Origin of the sequence: Rhodococcus sp. C3V, from assembly GCF_029269915.1 — a bacterium.
In the GTDB taxonomy this organism is placed as follows: domain Bacteria; phylum Actinomycetota; class Actinomycetes; order Mycobacteriales; family Mycobacteriaceae; genus Rhodococcus_F; species Rhodococcus_F qingshengii.
In genome coordinates, this window is sequence record NZ_JARJBE010000013.1 from 30,076 (window position 1) to 47,325 (window position 17,250).

General features: G+C 62.1%; 14 protein-coding genes. 7 read left to right on the plus strand and 7 right to left on the minus strand.

Features of this window, described 5'->3' with window-relative positions; all coding sequences use genetic code 11:
- Positions 1 to 50: 50 nt before the first annotated feature.
- Positions 51 to 3,011 carry an excinuclease ABC subunit UvrA gene (gene uvrA, locus P3G66_RS26700; protein ID WP_024487477.1) on the minus strand — a complete coding sequence of 987 codons (2,961 nt, stop codon included), beginning with the start codon at positions 3,009 to 3,011 and terminating at the stop codon, positions 51 to 53.
- A 174-nt stretch (positions 3,012 to 3,185) separates the two neighbouring features.
- Here uvrA and P3G66_RS26705 point away from each other — a divergent pair, with 174 nt between their 5' ends.
- Complete coding sequence (locus P3G66_RS26705; RefSeq protein ID WP_276117350.1) at positions 3,186 to 3,872, plus strand: MBL fold metallo-hydrolase; 687 nt, start codon at positions 3,186 to 3,188, stop codon at positions 3,870 to 3,872.
- Positions 3,873 to 3,900: 28 nt separating this feature from the next.
- Here the strand turns inward: P3G66_RS26705 and P3G66_RS26710 are convergent, their stop codons facing one another.
- Entirely contained in the window at positions 3,901 to 4,362 is a 462-nt protein-coding gene (locus P3G66_RS26710) for a DUF2716 domain-containing protein (protein WP_276117351.1), read from the minus strand.
- Between the two features lie 217 nt (positions 4,363 to 4,579).
- On the opposite strand from P3G66_RS26710, the gene P3G66_RS26715 reads away from it, so the two are divergent.
- The 3 genes from P3G66_RS26715 (at position 4,580) to P3G66_RS26725 (ending at position 8,472) form a co-directional block, all read left to right on the plus strand.
- Positions 4,580 to 5,512, plus strand: coding sequence for a DoxX family protein (locus P3G66_RS26715; protein WP_003944048.1), 933 nt, complete (start codon positions 4,580 to 4,582; stop codon positions 5,510 to 5,512).
- A 132-nt stretch (positions 5,513 to 5,644) separates the two neighbouring features.
- Positions 5,645 to 7,927, plus strand: coding sequence for an ATP-binding domain-containing protein (locus P3G66_RS26720; protein WP_276117352.1), 2,283 nt, complete (start codon positions 5,645 to 5,647; stop codon positions 7,925 to 7,927).
- Between the two features lie 83 nt (positions 7,928 to 8,010).
- Positions 8,011 to 8,472, plus strand: a complete 462-nt coding sequence (locus P3G66_RS26725) for a DUF732 domain-containing protein (RefSeq protein WP_003944104.1) — start codon at positions 8,011 to 8,013, stop codon at positions 8,470 to 8,472.
- Between the two features lies 1 nt (position 8,473).
- Here P3G66_RS26725 and P3G66_RS26730 read toward each other — a convergent pair whose 3' ends face one another.
- From P3G66_RS26730 to uvrB, 3 genes are all read right to left on the minus strand, one after another.
- On the minus strand, positions 8,474 to 8,926 hold the full coding sequence (locus P3G66_RS26730; protein ID WP_003944055.1) for a universal stress protein: 453 nt from the start codon (positions 8,924 to 8,926) through the stop codon (positions 8,474 to 8,476).
- A gap of 188 nt (positions 8,927 to 9,114) precedes the next feature.
- Positions 9,115 to 9,990, minus strand: coding sequence for a hypothetical protein (locus P3G66_RS26735; protein WP_007728746.1), 876 nt, complete (start codon positions 9,988 to 9,990; stop codon positions 9,115 to 9,117).
- Between the two features lie 45 nt (positions 9,991 to 10,035).
- Positions 10,036 to 12,198, minus strand: coding sequence for an excinuclease ABC subunit UvrB (gene uvrB / locus P3G66_RS26740; RefSeq protein ID WP_007728743.1), 2,163 nt, complete (start codon positions 12,196 to 12,198; stop codon positions 10,036 to 10,038).
- 86 nt (positions 12,199 to 12,284) lie between these two features.
- Here uvrB and P3G66_RS26745 point away from each other — a divergent pair, with 86 nt between their 5' ends.
- Positions 12,285 to 12,803: a DUF402 domain-containing protein gene (locus tag P3G66_RS26745; RefSeq protein ID WP_054187412.1), complete on the plus strand. Its 519-nt coding sequence runs from the start codon at positions 12,285 to 12,287 to the stop codon at positions 12,801 to 12,803.
- Between the two features lie 4 nt (positions 12,804 to 12,807).
- Here P3G66_RS26745 and coaE read toward each other — a convergent pair whose 3' ends face one another.
- Positions 12,808 to 14,022, minus strand: coding sequence for a dephospho-CoA kinase (gene coaE / locus P3G66_RS26750; protein ID WP_276117353.1), 1,215 nt, complete (start codon positions 14,020 to 14,022; stop codon positions 12,808 to 12,810).
- A gap of 159 nt (positions 14,023 to 14,181) precedes the next feature.
- Here coaE and P3G66_RS26755 point away from each other — a divergent pair, with 159 nt between their 5' ends.
- Positions 14,182 to 14,397, plus strand: a complete 216-nt coding sequence (locus P3G66_RS26755; protein ID WP_003944056.1) for a hypothetical protein — start codon at positions 14,182 to 14,184, stop codon at positions 14,395 to 14,397.
- A 179-nt stretch (positions 14,398 to 14,576) separates the two neighbouring features.
- On the opposite strand, the gene rpsA is transcribed toward P3G66_RS26755, so the two are convergent.
- The gene (gene rpsA, locus P3G66_RS26760) at positions 14,577 to 16,064 is read right to left on the minus strand and encodes a 30S ribosomal protein S1 (RefSeq protein ID WP_003944095.1); all 1,488 of its coding nucleotides are present in this window, start codon (positions 16,062 to 16,064) and stop codon (positions 14,577 to 14,579) included.
- Positions 16,065 to 16,401: 337 nt separating this feature from the next.
- On the opposite strand from rpsA, the gene P3G66_RS26765 reads away from it, so the two are divergent.
- Positions 16,402 to 17,247: a class I SAM-dependent methyltransferase gene (locus tag P3G66_RS26765; RefSeq protein WP_007728737.1), complete on the plus strand. Its 846-nt coding sequence runs from the start codon at positions 16,402 to 16,404 to the stop codon at positions 17,245 to 17,247.
- Positions 17,248 to 17,250 lie beyond the last annotated feature (3 nt).

The following is a 17,250-nucleotide window of genomic DNA, read 5'->3' on the forward strand; positions in this document are numbered from 1 at the left end:
GTCGATTCCGACCCGGCATCACTGACCGATTTCTACTTGCTCACGTTCTACTAGCTCACGGAAGCGGCTTTCTTCCGTGGCGCGGCCTTCTTTGCGGCAACTGCCTTCGTCGCACGCTTCTTGGTGATCGGCTTGGCCTTGACCGGCGCGTGCTGTGCGGTGAGAACCTCACTGAGGAACTTGCCCGTGTAGCTCTCGGGGACCGCGGCAACGTCTTCCGGCGTACCTTGCGCCACAACGGTTCCGCCGCCGGATCCACCCTCGGGTCCCATGTCGACGACCCAGTCCGACGTCTTGATCACGTCGAGGTTGTGCTCGATCACGATCACGCTGTTGCCCTTGTCGACCAGACCGTTGATCACGATCAGGAGCTTTCGGATGTCCTCGAAATGCAGACCCGTGGTGGGCTCGTCGAGGATGTACACCGTGCGACCGGTGGACCGCTTCTGCAATTCGGCGGCGAGCTTGACGCGCTGCGCTTCACCACCGGACAGAGTCGGAGCCGGCTGACCCAGTCGGACATAGCCCAGGCCGACGTCGACCAGCGTCTTGAGGTACCGGTGAATTGAGGTGACCGGCTGGAAGAACTCGGCTGCTTCCTCGATAGGCATGTCGAGTACCTCGGCGATCGACTTGCCCTTGTAGTGGACCTCGAGCGTTTCGCGGTTGTACCGAGCGCCGTGGCATACCTCGCAGGGCACGTACACGTCCGGCAGGAAGTTCATCTCGATCTTCAAGGTTCCGTCGCCGGAGCACGCCTCGCAGCGTCCACCCTTGACATTGAACGAGAATCGGCCGGGCTGGTAACCGCGGACTTTCGCTTCCGTCGTGGCCGCGAACAGGGTTCGAATCTTGTCGAACACACCGGTGTACGTCGCCGCATTCGATCGCGGAGTCCGGCCGATCGGAGACTGATCGACCTGCACGAGCTTGTCCAGCTGATCGAGTCCGTTGATTCGTGTGTGACGGCCAGGCACCTGGCGTGCACCGTTGAGCTTGTTCGCCATGACGGTCGCGAGAATGTCGTTGACCAACGTCGACTTGCCCGAACCGGAGACACCGGTGACAGCGGTGAGAACACCCAGCGGGAAACTCACGTCGATGCCGTCGAGATTGTGCTCGCGAGCTCCGACGACCGTGACCTGGCGTTTGCGATCCACCGGCCGACGAATGGCCGGAACCTCGATGAAGCTGCGACCCGACAGGTAGGCGCCGGTCAGAGATTCTTCACACGTCAGCAGTTCTTCGTACGGTCCGCTGTGGACGACCTTGCCGCCGTGCTCGCCGGCGTACGGTCCGATGTCGACTACCCAGTCGGACGTGCGGATAGTGTCTTCGTCGTGCTCGACGACGATCAGCGTGTTGCCGAGGTCGCGCAAGCGCGTCAGGGTTTCGATCAGTCGTCGATTGTCACGCTGATGCAGGCCGATGGACGGCTCGTCGAGTACATACAGCACGCCGACGAGTCCGGAACCGATCTGCGTTGCCAAGCGGATTCGCTGGGCCTCGCCACCGGACAACGTGCCAGCGGCACGCGAGAGGGAAAGGTATTCCAAGCCGACGTCGAGCAGGAACCCGAGTCGTGCCTGAACTTCCTTGAGGACCTGACCCGCAATCGCCTCTTCGCGCGAACCGAGAGTGAGGCTGTTCAAGAAGTCCGCGCAATCGGAGATCGACAGTTCACAGACCTCGGCGATGGACTTACTGCCGAAGTCTCCAGCCGCGATAGTTACCGACAGGATTTCCGGGCGCAGGCGAGCACCACCACACGCCGGGCACGGCGTGTCGCGCATGTACCCGTCGTACCGTTCCTTCATCTGATCCGATTCGGTCTGCTCGAGCCGGCGATGCAGGAACGGCATCACACCTTCGAACTCCGCGTAGTAAGAACGGGTACGGCCGTACCGATTCTTGTACCGGACGTGAACCTGCTCCTCGCTGCCTTCGAGGATTGCTTTGCGGGCCTTCGCCGGCAACTTGTTCCACGGCGTCTTCATGTCGAAACCGAGGATGTCGCCGAGGCCGGACAGCAAACGTCCGAAGTACTCCGAACTCTGGCCCATCGACCAGGGCGCGATTGCTCCGTCTTCGAGACTCAGGTCGGGATCGGGAACCACCAGATCCGGGTCGACCTCCTTGCGGATACCGAGGCCGGTGCATTCCGGGCAGGCGCCGTAGGGCGAGTTGAAGGAGAACGAGCGCGGTTCGAGATCGTCGATCGCGAGTGCGTGGCCATTCGGGCAGGCCAACTTCTCGGAGAAACGACGCTCACGATCAGGTGCATTTTCTTCACGGTCGACGAAGTCGAGGACCACGATGCCTTCAGCCAAGCGAAGTGCGGTCTCGACCGAGTCGGTCAGGCGCTGCTTCGAACTCGCCTTGACCTGCAATCGGTCGACCACTACTTCGATGTCGTGCTTTTCCTGCTTCTTGAGCTTCGGCGGATCGGCCAGCGAATGGACGACACCGTCGACGCGCACTCGCGAGTAGCCCTGGGTGTTGAGCTGATCGAAGAGATCGACGAACTCGCCCTTACGAGTACGGACCACTGGTGCGAGGACCTGGAACTTGATGCCCTCCTCCATCTCGAGCACCTGGTCGACGATCTGCTGGGGCGTCTGACGTGCGATCTTCTCACCACACACCGGGCAGTGCGCCGAACCTGCGCGGGCATAGAGAAGTCGGAGGTAGTCGTAGACCTCGGTAATGGTGCCCACCGTCGAACGGGGGTTGCGGTTGGTCGACTTCTGGTCGATCGACACCGCAGGAGACAATCCCTCGATGAAGTCCACATCCGGCTTGTCCATCTGACCGAGGAACTGACGCGCGTATGCCGAGAGCGACTCGACGTAGCGGCGCTGACCTTCGGCGAAGATCGTGTCGAACGCGAGGCTGGACTTGCCGGAGCCGGACAACCCGGTGAAGACGATCAGGCTGTCTCGCGGGAGGTCGAGATCGACTCCTCGCAGATTGTGCTCACGCGCACCCCGCACGATCAGGCGATCCGCCACACCAATTCCCTTCATTGTCAATCGTCCGGGGCCGTCCCCCCGGAGAAGTCTCGAGTGGCCTCGCAAACGCGAGTCCTCGAGCGATCGTCATCGTAGGCCGAGCCACCGACACGTTTTTCTCACCAGGCGAGCCCATCGCTCTACCTGCCCCTATTCGAAGGTAGCCTGCGTTTCATGACGAATCAGCCCATCGTGATCGACGACTCCTACACCGGTCAGGTCTCCCCCGATTCTGCCCCTCAGCGGCGCACAGTCGAACGCGCCGTCATCACGAAGATGTCGGTCGGCCCCATGGACAACAACACTTACCTCGTCGTCTGTTCCACGACCGGGAAATCTCTCCTGATCGACGCGGCCAACGAAGCCGAGAAGATCATCGCGCTCATCGCACAGGAAGCACCTGTTTTCGATTCCATCGTCACCACCCACCAGCACGGCGATCACTGGTTGGCCCTCGAAGACGTTCACGCCGCAACCAAGGTGCCGACCGCCGCGCACCCCCTCGACGCAGAGGTCCTTCCCGTCACCCCGGACGTGCTCCTCGAAGACGGCGACAAGATGACCGTTGGCAACTTGAGCCTCGACGTCATTCACCTGTCCGGCCACACGCCCGGCTCCATCGCGCTGGCTCTCACCGAACCGAGCGGACAGGTTCACCTCTTCACCGGCGACTCACTCTTCCCCGGCGGAGTAGGCAAGACCGCCGACCCCGAGAAGTTCACTTCTCTGCTCGACGACGTGGAAAACAAGCTGTTCGGAAGGTACGACGACGCGACCGTCGTCTACCCCGGGCATGGCAAGGACACGACGCTCGGCGCCGAGCGCCCGCACCTGGCGGAGTGGCGCGAACGCGGTTGGTGACGTTTCACCTGTTCCGTACTGGACCTCGCTAACCGACTTGGCTGTCGACCTGTTCACCGTTGACTCGAAGTCGCGGAAGCCAGGTCGACAGAGTCCGGCCCAGTCCTTCGACCATCCGTTCCCCGAACACACACAGCGTGCGTTCCCACGGATGGCCGAAGGTCCCTTCCGTGAAGTCGTCCCGACTGAATATGTAGTAGTCACCGTTCGGATAGACCGGGACACGCCACTCCGCAAGCTCCTTCGCAGCAGCGTGTGCCTCCGCGTCGAAGGTGTAGCCCGGATGCTGCCAATCCAGAACGACGAAGTTGGGATCGTCGTTCAAATCGGTGACAAAACAGCGCAGCGCTTCGGCGTTGATCGCATCCACGCGAGCGGCCCACGCCCCTGGAGTCGCAGCTGGCGCCGCACCCGAATCGAAGTCCGCGGACGGCGTCGGCTCAGCGATATCTTCGTGGCAACCACTCCATGGTGGTTGATCGGTGTGCATTGTGTGCCACCTTCGAACACGCCGTATGCGGATACGCGGTAACGGATACTTCAGAACGGTGTGTCCGGATCAGTGGAGAAGTCATCGTCGCAGTACAGCGCGTTTCGGCGACCAGGAATCCGTCAACCGGGTCAGGCGTGCCGGGATCGCCGAACCGGACCAATTCCTTGTGAGATCGCTAGGGTGGAAAACGAACCTACATCGGGAGGCTTGAAACATGCTGGTACGTCGAATTGCTCGTCCACTGCTTTCCACGATCTTCATCGCCGGGGGAATCGATGCTTTGCGCAACCCTGCTCAGCGAGCAGCCAAAGCGTCACCGCTGATCGACAAATCCGTCGAGACGCTGCCAGGAGCAGTGACGCAGAAGGTGCCTGCTGATCCGGAAACACTCGTCAAGATCAACGCCGCCGTCCAGATCGGCGGCGGTGCCCTGCTGGCCACCGGCAAGGCGCCGCGGCTCGCGTCGTTGGTGCTCGCGGGGAGCCTGGTACCGACCACGCTTGCCGGTCACGACTTCTGGAACGAAACCGATCCGTCACTGCGAGCGATGCAGCGCACAAACTTCATCAAGAACGTCAGCTTGCTCGGCGGACTGATGATCGCCTCCGTCGACACCGAGGGCAAGCCGTCGCTCGGCTGGCGCGGCCGTCGCGCCGCGAAGAAAGCCCAGGCGTCTATCGCCGCAGCACTTCCATTGGTCGCATCGCAGACCGATCACACGAGCGATCGCGTCGAGCATGCTCTGTCGGTGGCGTCCGAACGCGGTTCCGAGCTTGCCGAAACCGCGAAGGCACACGGCACGGATTGGCTCGAACTTGCGAAGGAGCGCAGCTCCGAGTTCGCGGAGATCGCGAGCAAGCGAGCCGCGGAATTCGGAGAGGTCGCCAAGGAACGCGGCCCGGACATCCTCGAAGTCGCGCAGAAGCGCGGCTCCGAACTGGCCGAGACCGCACGCGAGCGCAGCGCCGAACTGGCAGAGCTGGCGAGCAAGCGCAGCTCGGAGTTCGCCGAACTCGCCCTCGAGAAGAGCAACGAGTGGGCCGAAACGGCGTCGGAGCAGACCGAGGTGCTGGGTAAGCGTGCTCGCAAGCGCGCAGAGAAGGCGCTCGAAAAGGCTCGCGCCAAGAAGGACGAATTGACGCACTGAGTGCACCGAAAGACACGGTCAGGCCACCTTCGGGTGGCCTGACCTGTATCTATGCGGCAGTTCATCTGGGGGAACTAGACTGTCTTGGCGCTTTTGCAGCGCGTGAATTTCTCATCAAGCCTAGGAGATCCTTTGCCCGACGCGGACCCGTCACTGAACGAGCAAGAGCTCGAGCAGCAGTACGTGACGATGTTGTACTCCCGTCTCGACGATCTTCGAAAGTATGCCCAAACTCGCTTGAGCACGGTCCTCCTCGAGACCGGCGGAACCCCGCAAGCACGCAGCGAACGCGAATCCTTCAACGCCATGTACACCGAGGATCTCGCCAAGTACGACGCAGCCGAGAACGGAATGTGTTTCGGACGCATCGACTTCGACGACGAGCGACGCTACGTCGGCCGACTGGGAATCCTGGACACCGACAACGACTACGAAACGCTGCTCCTCGACTGGCGAGCTCCGATGGCACGCCCGTTCTATCTGGCGACGCCCGCGGCACCCGAGGGCGTGAAGCGGCGACGCCATATTCGCAGTCGGAGCCGCACAGTCACCGGCATCAACGACGAATACCTGGACCTCGACGCGGCCCGCGCCGCAGGCGTGGTGACCGAAGCCGGCGGCGTCGCCGGTGAGAGCGCTCTCCTGGACGCTCTGAACGCAGCGCGTACGGGTCAGATGAACGACATCGTCGAGACCATTCAGAGTGAGCAGGATGCCATCATCCGCTCCGAGCACAAGAGCGTTTTGGTCGTCCAGGGCGGTCCGGGTACCGGCAAAACCGCAGTCGCCCTTCACCGTGCCGCCTTCTTGCTCTACACCTACCGCCAGCAACTGGCCAAGGCCGGTGTTCTTATCATCGGGCCGAACGCGACGTTCCTCGACTACATCAGCCAGGTCCTTCCTTCACTCGGTGAGACCGGAGTTCTACTCTCGACGATCGGGGACCTGTACCCCGGAGTGCGTGCGACTCGTACGGATTCCCTCGCCGCCGGTGAGATCAAGGGTTCCCTCGCGATCCTCGACGTGCTCAAGAACGCCGTCCGGGATCGGCAGGAAGTTCCGTCGAAGCCGATTACCCTTCGATTCGACACGTACGACTTGAAGCTGGATCGAAAGACTACCACGAAGGCGCGCGGGCGTGCTCGGTCGTCGCGTCGCCCACACAACCTGGCGCGCCCGATCTTCGTGGCAGCAGTCGTCGAGGCGTTGGCACTGCAGATGGCCGAACTCATCGGCGGAAACCTCGTCGACGGTGGGTCACTCCTCAGTCGGGACGACATCGCCGACATTCGCGACGAGATGCGTGAGGACCCGGACATCATGTCCGCCATCGCGAAGCTGTGGCCCGAATTGTCGCCGCAGCAAATCCTCGCGGAACTGTGGACGTCGCCGGCGAGGTTGGCCAAGGCAGCACCGCAACTCGACGACGCCCAACGCGACGAGCTTCTGCAGAGCGTCGGACCGGGTTTCAGTGCGGCCGATGCTCCCCTGCTCGACGAACTGGCCGAGATTCTCGGCGTCGACGACGCCGCCGAACGCGAACGCGCACAACGTGAATGGCGCGCGCAGATCGCCGACGCCCAGGGCGCCCTCGACATCCTCACCGGGTCTGCACCACAGGATCTCGAAGACGAAATGGATCCCGAGATCTTGATGGCGTACGACTTGATCGACGCCAGCCAACTCGCCCAACGCCACGATCAGGGCCAGCGCCAGACCACGGCAGAACGCGCTGCCGGCGACCGAACCTGGACCTACGGTCACGTGATCGTCGACGAAGCCCAAGAGCTCTCCGAAATGGCGTGGCGAATGCTGATGCGGCGCATACCGAATCGCTGGATGACGTTGGTCGGCGATACAGCTCAGACCGGTGATCCCGCGGGAACTTCGTCCTGGCAGAAGATTCTCGAGCCTTACGTCGCCAAGCGCTGGAAGCTCACCGAACTGACCGTCAACTACCGAACTCCCTCGGAGATCATGGATGTCGCGCACCGTGTGCTCGAAGAGATCGACCCGGAGCAATCCGTGCCCCGGTCGGTACGCGACAGCGGATTCGCGCCGTGGGCGCTCAAGACCACGGCCGAAGAATTGGAATCGACCGTGCGCCGTTGCATCGAGTCCGAGTCGCATCCCGGTATCACCGCAGTGATCGCCGGTTCCGAGGTCGTTGCCGATCTGGCGGGCATTGCGAGTGACACCGTAAGCGTCCTGTCCGTCAAGGACGTCAAGGGACTCGAGTTCGACACAGTGTTGATCGTCGAACCTGCCGACATTCTCGACGAGTCACCACGCGGAATGAACGACCTCTACGTCGCATTGACCCGCGCTACCCAGAGGCTCGGCATCATTCACGTCGAGTCGCTCCCCTCGGTTCTCGACGGCGTCGAAGCAGCAGAGTTGGCCTTCGATTCGTGAGCATCACGGAGTAGGTTCGTGCGTGACACCACGAATGGTGGTGTCACTCCAATTTGTGTCGACGACTGAAGGAATGACCCCTCGTGCTTGGCCTGCCCGCAAGTTCCGCCGCACCCATCCGCAAGATCGCTCGCGTGGTGATCGGCGTCGGGATGCTTGCGGCGGTGACAGCCGGTTGCTCAGAGGATGATTCGAGTTCGACGGCTGCTGCAGGCAGCGACGACATCGCTGCTGTTGCTGCCGCACCGACCGAAAAACCGGTAGACGAGGCAGAAAGGCTGCGGGCGGCGCTTGCGTCTACCGGGGTCACGCCCGCCTTTTCCGACGACATGTTGCAGGCGCTCGGTGACGGCGTCTGCCAGCAGCTCGCGGCCGGAACGGATCGAGCGATGATCATCGCGAATCTGCGGGCGGTATCGCTGAACGGAGCAAGCGAACCAATGGTCACCTCCGGAAACGGCTCGGCCGCATCGACAACACCCCCCAGCGCCGATCAGCTGGCTGAAGTGTTCGTCGATGCGGCCGAGGCCGACTACTGCCGGTAGTTCAGCGAACGGTGTGCACGATCAGGACATCGGACGTCGCCTTGCGAGCGGCATCGGAAGGCACCGATCCGAGTAGACGCCCGGTCAACGTGTTCAATCCGCGATTTCCGACGACCAGCAAGTCGCCCTTCACCTCGTCGAGCAAAGCGAGAAGCGATTCGACGGGAGCGCCGACGACGGCGCGCTCGACAACATCCTTTGCCCCCTGGGCATGTGCGCGCTCACGAGCGGTGCGAAGGATCTCGTAGGTCGGAGCGGAACCGGTGACCTGGTAGGCCTCGTTACCCAACGCATCAGCGGCAGCGCTCACGTCCTTGGGATCAGCCGGGTAGTACGCACACGCGATGACGAGCTGAGCGTCCGAGCCACTGGCAATGGCGGCAGCTCTGTCGACTGCCTTCAGTGACGACTCGGAGCCATCGGTTCCTACGACAACGGTCCGGTAGGCACTCATTCATTCCTCCATGGTTACGGGACGGACGGTACGGCCGGCACCGGGCGCAACGCTGTTGCGCCCGCTCGACAACCGCTGCGCTGACATTAGCGGGATTGTGCCGCGGATAGTGTTATTTGCAGTACACGCCACAAGCCCACAGTGAATGTGATTCTTCGTCACAGACACATTTGTTCGGTGGTGACCACTCAGCGAAGTTTGCCAAAGCGGGGCCCGAACAGCGCCGCCGGAAATACTTCCTGCTCGACCAGGGCGGTACGCCACGGCGTCGCCAATTCCAGCAACCGCTTGGCACCCTCCTCACCCAGCGCATCCCACGGAGCCAAAGCGAGGTCGTCCGTCAGGTCTTCGACGACGTCACGCAAGTCCTGCCCGTCCTCGGTCAGCGCACCGGACGAACGATCCAGCAGTTCGCGGTCCTTCAAACTCTCGACGGCCTCGTCCCACTGTTCCTGCGACCATCCGCGACGAGTCTGCGCGAATTTGCGCTGAAACCCGATTCCCGTCGCGGTGTGCGTGATCAACGCGTCCAGGCCGTTCAATCCCGCGGTCTGAAGGGCCGCAATATGGCCGTCACCGCGATACTCACGCAGCAGTGTCAGCGCGTGCCAGAAACGCAGGTGCGGCTCGGCCGGCCAGTCGAGCGACGCCCAACCCGCGTACAGAGGGCGGCCGTCCACTCCAGGAATGTTCTGGGCAGCGATCGACACGAGTTCGGCGGCCTCGGCCATGTCCGCCGATCCTGTCACGTCTGCACCGAACAGGCGGACGTACGCCGCGTCGATTGCCCGATACCGCGCGGCGACAACCTCTGTGGGCCTTGCCAATTCCCAGGCACGTGGGATGACACTGGCGATCAATTCAGGATTGAAGTTGAAGAAGGTGGCCGTGACGACAGTCGCGGGTGGAGCGCCGAGCGGAGCTGATCGCCCGGCAAAGTACACCATTCGGCCAGGCTCCAACCCGACGCCGACAAGTTCCTTCTCCGTCTCCGGGACGAAGTAAGCCAAGGAATGGAGAAGTTCGAGAGTCCGCGCGGTCTTGCCTGCAGTCTGTGCATCCATACCTGAAACCGTAGCGGTCGAAAGCACGAACGCACGCGAGGCGACCTACTTGAGACCCGCGGCGTCCATTCCTCGAAGCTCCTTCTTCAAATCCGAGATTTCGTCTCGCAATCGCCCAGCCAACTCGAACTGAAGGTCACGTGCAGCGTTCATCATCTGATCGGTGAGTTCCTTGACCAGATCTGCCAATTCGGCCCGAGGCATCGATTTGGTGTCGCGCCCCTCGTACACACCCGCACTGACCGCACGACCGGCCTCACCCTGCGCACGCCGACCACGCGTCGCATTGCGACCCGAACCACCGACGTCCACGGACGCCGCAGTGTCCTCTGCCTCCTCGTACACCTGATCGAGAATGTCCGCGATCTTCTTGCGTAGAGGTTGTGGGTCGACGCCCATCTTCTCGTTGTAGGCGACCTGCTTCTCGCGTCGTCGCTCGGTTTCCTCGATGGCCTGCGCCATGGAAGCGGTGATCTTGTCCGCATACATGTGCACTTGACCGGATACATTTCGAGCCGCTCGGCCGATCGTCTGAATGAGGCTGGTGGAGCTACGTAGGAAACCTTCTTTGTCGGCATCGAGAATCGCGACCAGCGACACCTCGGGAAGGTCGAGTCCCTCACGCAGGAGGTTGATGCCGACCAGCACGTCGTACTCCCCCAGGCGGAGCTGACGGAGCAACTCGACTCGCCGGAGCGTATCGATATCCGAGTGCAGGTAGCGGACGCGAATACCGAGTTCGAGCAGGTAATCGGTCAGATCTTCCGACATCTTCTTGGTCAACGTCGTGACCAGCACACGCTCGTCACGTTCCGCTCGCTCGCGGATTTCGTGAACGAGATCGTCGATCTGTCCCTTGGTGGGTTTGACGATGACCTCGGGATCGATCAATCCGGTCGGGCGGATCACCTGCTCGACGAACTCACCGCCGGACTGACCCAACTCGTACTTACCTGGTGTCGCCGACAAGTAGACGGTCTGACCGATCCGCTGACTGAATTCTTCCCAAGTCAGAGGGCGGTTGTCTGTTGCCGACGGTAGCCGGAATCCGAACTCGACCAGGTTTCGCTTGCGCGACATATCGCCCTCGTACATGGCGCCGATCTGAGGAACCGTCACGTGCGACTCGTCGATGACCAGAAGGAAATCTTCCGGGAAGTAGTCGATCAAGGTTGCGGGGGCAGTTCCAGGGCCACGGCCGTCGATGTGGCGCGAGTAGTTCTCGATGCCGGAGCAGAATCCGACCTGTTTGATCATCTCGAGGTCGTACTGCGTACGCATGCGCAGACGCTGAGCCTCGAGGAGCTTGCCCTTGCCTTCGAGCTCGGCGAGTCGCTCTTCGAGTTCCGCCTCGATGTCCTTGGCGGCACGCTCCATGCGTTCAGGGCCGGCGACGTAGTGCGTCGCCGGGAAGATACGAACCGTGTCGACCTGGCGAACGATGTCACCAGTCAGTGGATGGAGGTAGTACAGTGCCTCGATCTCGTCACCGAAGAATTCGATGCGGACCGCCAGCTCTTCGTACGACGGAATGATCTCGACCGTGTCGCCGCGCACGCGGAACGAACCTCGCGTGAACGCCATGTCGTTGCGGTTGTACTGAACGTCGACGAGCAGACGCAGGAACGCATCCCGCGGCACCTCCACACCGACGTCCAGCTGAATCGAGCGATCGAGGTACGACTGCGGTGTACCGAGGCCGTAGATGCACGACACCGAGGCCACCACGACCACGTCCCGTCGTGACAGAAGGCTGGACGTCGCCGAGTGGCGCAGCCGCTCGACATCGTCGTTGACGGACGAATCCTTCTCGATGTAGGTGTCCGTCTGGGCGATGTACGCCTCGGGTTGGTAGTAGTCGTAGTACGAGACGAAGTACTCGACCGCGTTGTTGGGTAGCATTTCCCGAAGCTCGTTCGCGAGCTGAGCCGCCAAAGTCTTGTTCGGAGCCATCACCAGAGCCGGGCGCTGCAGCTTCTCGATCAACCACGCAGTCGTGGCCGACTTACCGGTACCGGTCGCACCGAGGAGGACTACGTCCTTCTCCCCCTCGTTGATTCGTTTCTCCAGCTCGGCGATAGCTGCCGGCTGATCGCCTGCCGGTTCGTACGGGCTGACGACCTCGAAGCGCGCGTCTGAGCGCTCGATGTCACCAACCGGCCGAAACTCGGAATGCGCGACCACGGGATGTTCGGAAGCAAACGCCATGAAACCAGGGTAAGCGCACCTACCGACACAATGCCCGCTCGTCCGCGTTCAGCCGAAAATGCAGTTCGGCGGTAGGTTCTTCGACCATGAGCGAGGAACGTCCCCACATTCACCGGCCGAAGGTCGAAACCTTCGACATCGCAGCTCGCACCAACGTCGATCCCAAGGGCTTCGTTCGCCCGGTCGAGCACTACCGCGAAGAACCGTGGGGGCTGTACATGGCGCGCCACGCCGACCATCCCCGGTTTCACTACCTGGAGTCCTGGATCATTCCCGAACTCGGAATTCGGGCGTCGATCCTGCACTTCACCCCGGAACACATCCGAGACTGGGATTTCTATGTCGACATCGGCGACTTCATCCGCGGCGACCAGGTCTGGACGTCCGAGGACCACTACCTCGACCTGATCGTGCAGACCGGACGCAGCGTCGAATTGCTCGACGTCGACGAATTGCTCGAGGCGAACACCGCCGGGATTCTCGACCCGAAGACGTCAGAGCGTGCGATGCTGAACGCGGCCCGCGCTATCGACGGCATCGCCGCCCACGGTCACGATCTCGACGCCTGGCTCACCTCGGTGGGCATGCCGGTCACGTGGCGCTGAGTGGTTAGAGGGACCAGCCTGATTTCTCGGCCCACACCCATGCCCGGTGGAAAGCGGCGTCGAACCACGGCGTCTTGACACCCAGGTAGGCGTCGATCGCAGCGGCGTAGTCGTCGATGCCTGCGGCACTCTCGGCTGCCTTGACCTTGAGTTCGGCATATTCGGCACGCGCCGACGCATCGGCGCGAAGCCAGTCGCGGAACAGGATCGCGAACTGCTGACCTGGCCAACCGTCCACCCGAATGTGAATGTTCGCGCGGCGCCCTGGATCGGCACTCCCGTGGATCCGCTTCGCCCACACCGCCGGATCGGTCTCGCCACCGAGGTACGACGGTTTCGGGTCGTCGGCGACGATGTGCTCGATCCGGGGGAACCCGGCAGCGGCCAGATCTTCCGCGAGGTCGTCGGCAACGCCGAGGTGCTCGACAGTGATCTGAATGTCGATCACGTCCTTGGCATCGAGACCAGGCACTGCGGTCGATCCGATGTGATCGATACGGCGCGCACGGTCACCGGACGCCAACGACAACCGGCCGATGATTCGTTCGGCCTGCGCCGGCCACGACGGGTCGGCTGGAGTCAGCTCGGGCAGTGCGCGCACTACCGTGCCCTCGCGGAGGTTCTTCTCGAAGGGAACAAGTCGATTCGCCCACAAGTCGCGGACCACGTCGTCGAGTGAACCCGGCTCTCCGCTGTTGTCGAGCCACACGTCGGCAACAGCACGACGCTGATCGTCATTTGCCTGCGCTGCGATGCGCGCACGAGCGTCGGATTCAGGCATGCCGCGCGAGCCCACCAAGCGCCGAACTCGTTCCTCCTCGTCGACGTAAACGATGACGACCAGATTGAATGCCGGCGCCATCGAACCCTCGACCAACAGCGGAATATCTTGAACGAGCACTGCATCCGACGGCGCAGACGAAATCTGCTCCATCGTCCGCGCACCGATCAGTGGGTGGAGGATGCCGTTGAGAGTTCCGCGTGACGTGTCGTCGGCAAACGCCAACGACGCCAGCGCGGGTCGGTTGAGGCTGCCGTCCTCGGACAGAATCCCGTCGCCGAATGCATCGACCAGAGCGGCAAGTCCCGGAGTACCGGGCTCGACCACTTCTCGGGCGATCAGGTCGGCGTCGACGATGACGGCTCCCAGTTCGCTGAGGATTTTCGACACTGTCGACTTACCGGCTCCGATGCCTCCAGTGAGGCCAACTCTCAACACACTCGACAGTCTCTCATCTCCGCGCCCGAGAGATTCAGACACGCCTACTGATCGAACACGCCGGGGCGTTCGAGGCTCAAATACCACAATTTCGGTGACCGTGCGGTTATGTTCTAGCGAACGCACCTGTACCTGCACCTTCTCGAGAAAGTGGACGCCATGCGAGCAGATCGCGACCATCACGGTCAGCACCGCCTCGGAATGCCGAACGGCGTGCACTGCATAGAGTTTCCCGAAGTTGCTTTTGCCCTGGCAGAGCACCGTCGTACGTGGTTCACGATGCTCGTGAGCCAAGGCCGACACAGCTTCGCGTCGATGCGTAAGCGCACAGCCGAAGCGACCGCCACCTACTGGGTGCCTGCTCCCGCAAACTGAGTTCTCTTCACGAAGTACAAAATGACCGGCAACCCTTCGGTGCCGGTCATTTTTGTGTTCACTCACTGAATTGATTCTTCGCTCGCAAGTGACACCTGGCAGAGAAAAGAACCCCGCCCCTGCACGTGCAGGGGCGGGGTTCTTCACAGATCTCGCCTGATCAGATCAAGCGGTAATCCTTATGCGTTGCCCGACAGCTTCTCGCGAAGTGCGGCGAGCTGTGCATCGCTGGCAAGCGATCCGCCAGCGGACTCGGCCGGAGCGGAGCCGGCAGCAGCCGGAGCCTCGGCGTCGTCTGCAGCAGCCGTCTCCGAGGAGTAGCCGGCAGCAGCGGTGGCAGCCTCAGCGGCCTCGTCTGCAGCGGTCTTCTCCATCTGAGCGGTGTGCATCTTGTGGCGACGCTCAGCCTCGGCGTAGCGGTTCTCCCACTCTTCACGCTGCTTGTCGAAGCCCTCGAGCCATTCGTTGGTCTCGGGATCGAAGCCCTCGGGGAAGATGTAGTTGCCCTGCTCGTCGTACGAGTCGGCCATGCCGTACTTGGACGGATCGAACTCGGCGTTGTAATCCTCGTTGGCCTGCTTCAGCGACAGCGAGATACGACGACGCTCGAGGTCGATGTCGATGACCTTGACGAGTGCATCGTCGCCGACGCCGACAACCTGGTCCGGAACCTCGACGTGGCGCTCAGCGAGCTCCGAGATGTGAACGAGGCCTTCGATTCCCTCTTCGACGCGCACGAATGCACCGAACGGAACCAGCTTCGTGACCTTGCCGGGCACGATCTGGCCGATGGCGTGCGTGCGGGCGAACTGACGCCACGGATCTTCCTGCGTTGCCTTGAGCGACAGGGAGACGCGCTCGCGGTCCAGGTCGACGTCGAGAACCTCGACGGTGACCTCGGTGCCGACCTCGACAACCTCGGACGGGTGATCGATGTGCTTCCAAGACAGCTCGGAAACGTGAACCAGACCGTCTACGCCGCCCAGGTCCACGAATGCACCGAAGTTGACGATGGAGGACACGACGCCCTTGCGGACCTGGCCCTTCTGGAGCTGGTGCAGGAATTCGCTGCGAACCTCGGACTGAGTCTGCTCGAGCCATGCGCGGCGCGACAGGACCACGTTGTTGCGGTTCTTGTCGAGCTCGATGATCTTGGCCTCGATCTCCTTGCCGACGTACGGCTGGAGGTCGCGGACGCGACGCATTTCGACGAGCGAAGCGGGGAGGAAGCCACGAAGACCGATGTCAAGGATGAGGCCGCCCTTGACGACCTCGATGACGGTGCCCTTGACGGCCTCGTCCTTCTCCTTGAGCTCCTCGATGGTGCCCCAGGCACGCTCGTACTGAGCGCGCTTCTTCGACAGGATCAGTCGACCTTCTTTGTCCTCCTTGGTGAGGACGAGAGCCTCGACCGCATCTCCCACGGAGACGACCTCATTGGGGTCGACGTCGTGCTTGATGGAGAGCTCACGAGAAGGGATGACGCCTTCGGTCTTGTAACCGATGTCGAGCAGAACCTCGTCGCGGTCGACCTTGACGATGGTTCCTTCGACGATGTCGCCATCGTTGAAGTACTTGATCGTGGCATCGATGGCGGCGAGGAAGTCCTCGGCGGAGCCAATGTCGTTAATGGCAACCTGCGGCGAGGTGACGGTTGTGGAGGGCATATGTTGAATTGCTCCGGACGAGTTGTGGTCGGTTGATGGATTTTGTCGGACGAGATGCGCGACTGTGGCGTACAAATGTTGGAAGTACTTTGTGAAGTACTAGATCGAAGTACCCAGCTGCATCAATAACGAACAACCGAATACCGGATCACATTCCACACCGCGGAAGCGCACCGCGAGCTCCCTCGGTCCGACTGATTCCGAGACCTTGGTAAAGATCTCGTATAGACAATCGGTCGGATGACAGACACTCGCGTGAGTAAGACTACGCGTCGGCTATCTTGCCGGGCAAACCCGGGTACCCTGCGCCCGCATCACCCGTTCTACTGTGTTGTTCATGTCTGACGAGCGCCATGCCGCTGCCAATTCCATTCTCGGTACCAGCGGCGTCGGCCGAGTCCGTGTCGATTCGAGTGCCAGCGACCGCGCCAGCCGTGCGTGGTGGGACGCCGACGCCGACGATTACCACCGAACCCACGGCGAGTTTCTGGGCGTGAACAGCGCGGAAGGTGAATTCGTCTGGTGCCCCGAAGGGCTGCACGAGGGCGATCACCACTTGCTCGGCGACATAGTCGACAAAGACATATTGGAAGTGGGTTGCGGCTCGGCACCGTGTGCCCGATGGCTCGCCGGACATGGTGCTCGGGCCGTCGGTCTCGACATCTCGATGGGGATGCTCGCCCGCGGGCAGGACGCGATGAATGCCGGCGGACCGGCAGTCCCGTTGATTCAGGCAAGTGCGGAACTCCTGCCGTTTGCCGACGAGAGTTTCGACATCGTCTGTTCCGCGTTCGGCGCCGTCCCGTTCGTTGCCGATTCGCAGCGAGTGATGAACGAAGTCGCCCGGGTTCTGCGTCCCGGCGGATCGTGGGTCTTTGCCGTCAACCATCCGATTCGATGGATCTTCCCCGACGATCCCGGGCCGAAGGGCTTGACCGCGACCCTCCCCTACTTCGACCGCACCCCGTATGTCGAGGTCGATGACAACGGAGTCCCCACCTACGTCGAGCATCACCGCACCATCGGCGACCGGGTTCGTGAGATCGTCGCCGCCGGACTTCAGGTGCGCGACATCATCGAGCCCGAATGGCCGGAGTGGTTGGACCGCGAATGGGGACAGTGGAGTCCCCTGCGCGGCCAACTCTTTCCGGGCACTGCAATTTTCAGCGCCGTCAAACCCTGACGG

Bases quoted from the DNA above. Each gene is read 5' to 3' on its own strand.
- P3G66_RS26735 (WP_007728746.1), bottom strand. From the start codon at position 9,990: ATGGATGCACAGACTGCAGGCAAGACCGCGCGGACTCTCGAACTTCTC.
- P3G66_RS26730 (WP_003944055.1), bottom strand. From the start codon at position 8,926: ATGAGTGCCTACCGGACCGTTGTCGTAGGAACCGATGGCTCCGAGTCG.
- P3G66_RS26765 (WP_007728737.1), top strand. From the start codon at position 16,402: ATGTCTGACGAGCGCCATGCCGCTGCCAATTCCATTCTCGGTACCAGC.
- P3G66_RS26705 (WP_276117350.1), top strand. From the start codon at position 3,186: ATGACGAATCAGCCCATCGTGATCGACGACTCCTACACCGGTCAGGTC.
- P3G66_RS26745 (WP_054187412.1), top strand. From the start codon at position 12,285: ATGAGCGAGGAACGTCCCCACATTCACCGGCCGAAGGTCGAAACCTTC.
- uvrB (WP_007728743.1), bottom strand. From the start codon at position 12,198: ATGGCGTTTGCTTCCGAACATCCCGTGGTCGCGCATTCCGAGTTTCGG.
- P3G66_RS26755 (WP_003944056.1), top strand. From the start codon at position 14,182: ATGCGAGCAGATCGCGACCATCACGGTCAGCACCGCCTCGGAATGCCG.
- P3G66_RS26710 (WP_276117351.1), bottom strand. From the start codon at position 4,362: ATGCACACCGATCAACCACCATGGAGTGGTTGCCACGAAGATATCGCT.
- rpsA (WP_003944095.1), bottom strand. From the start codon at position 16,064: ATGCCCTCCACAACCGTCACCTCGCCGCAGGTTGCCATTAACGACATT.
- P3G66_RS26715 (WP_003944048.1), top strand. From the start codon at position 4,580: ATGCTGGTACGTCGAATTGCTCGTCCACTGCTTTCCACGATCTTCATC.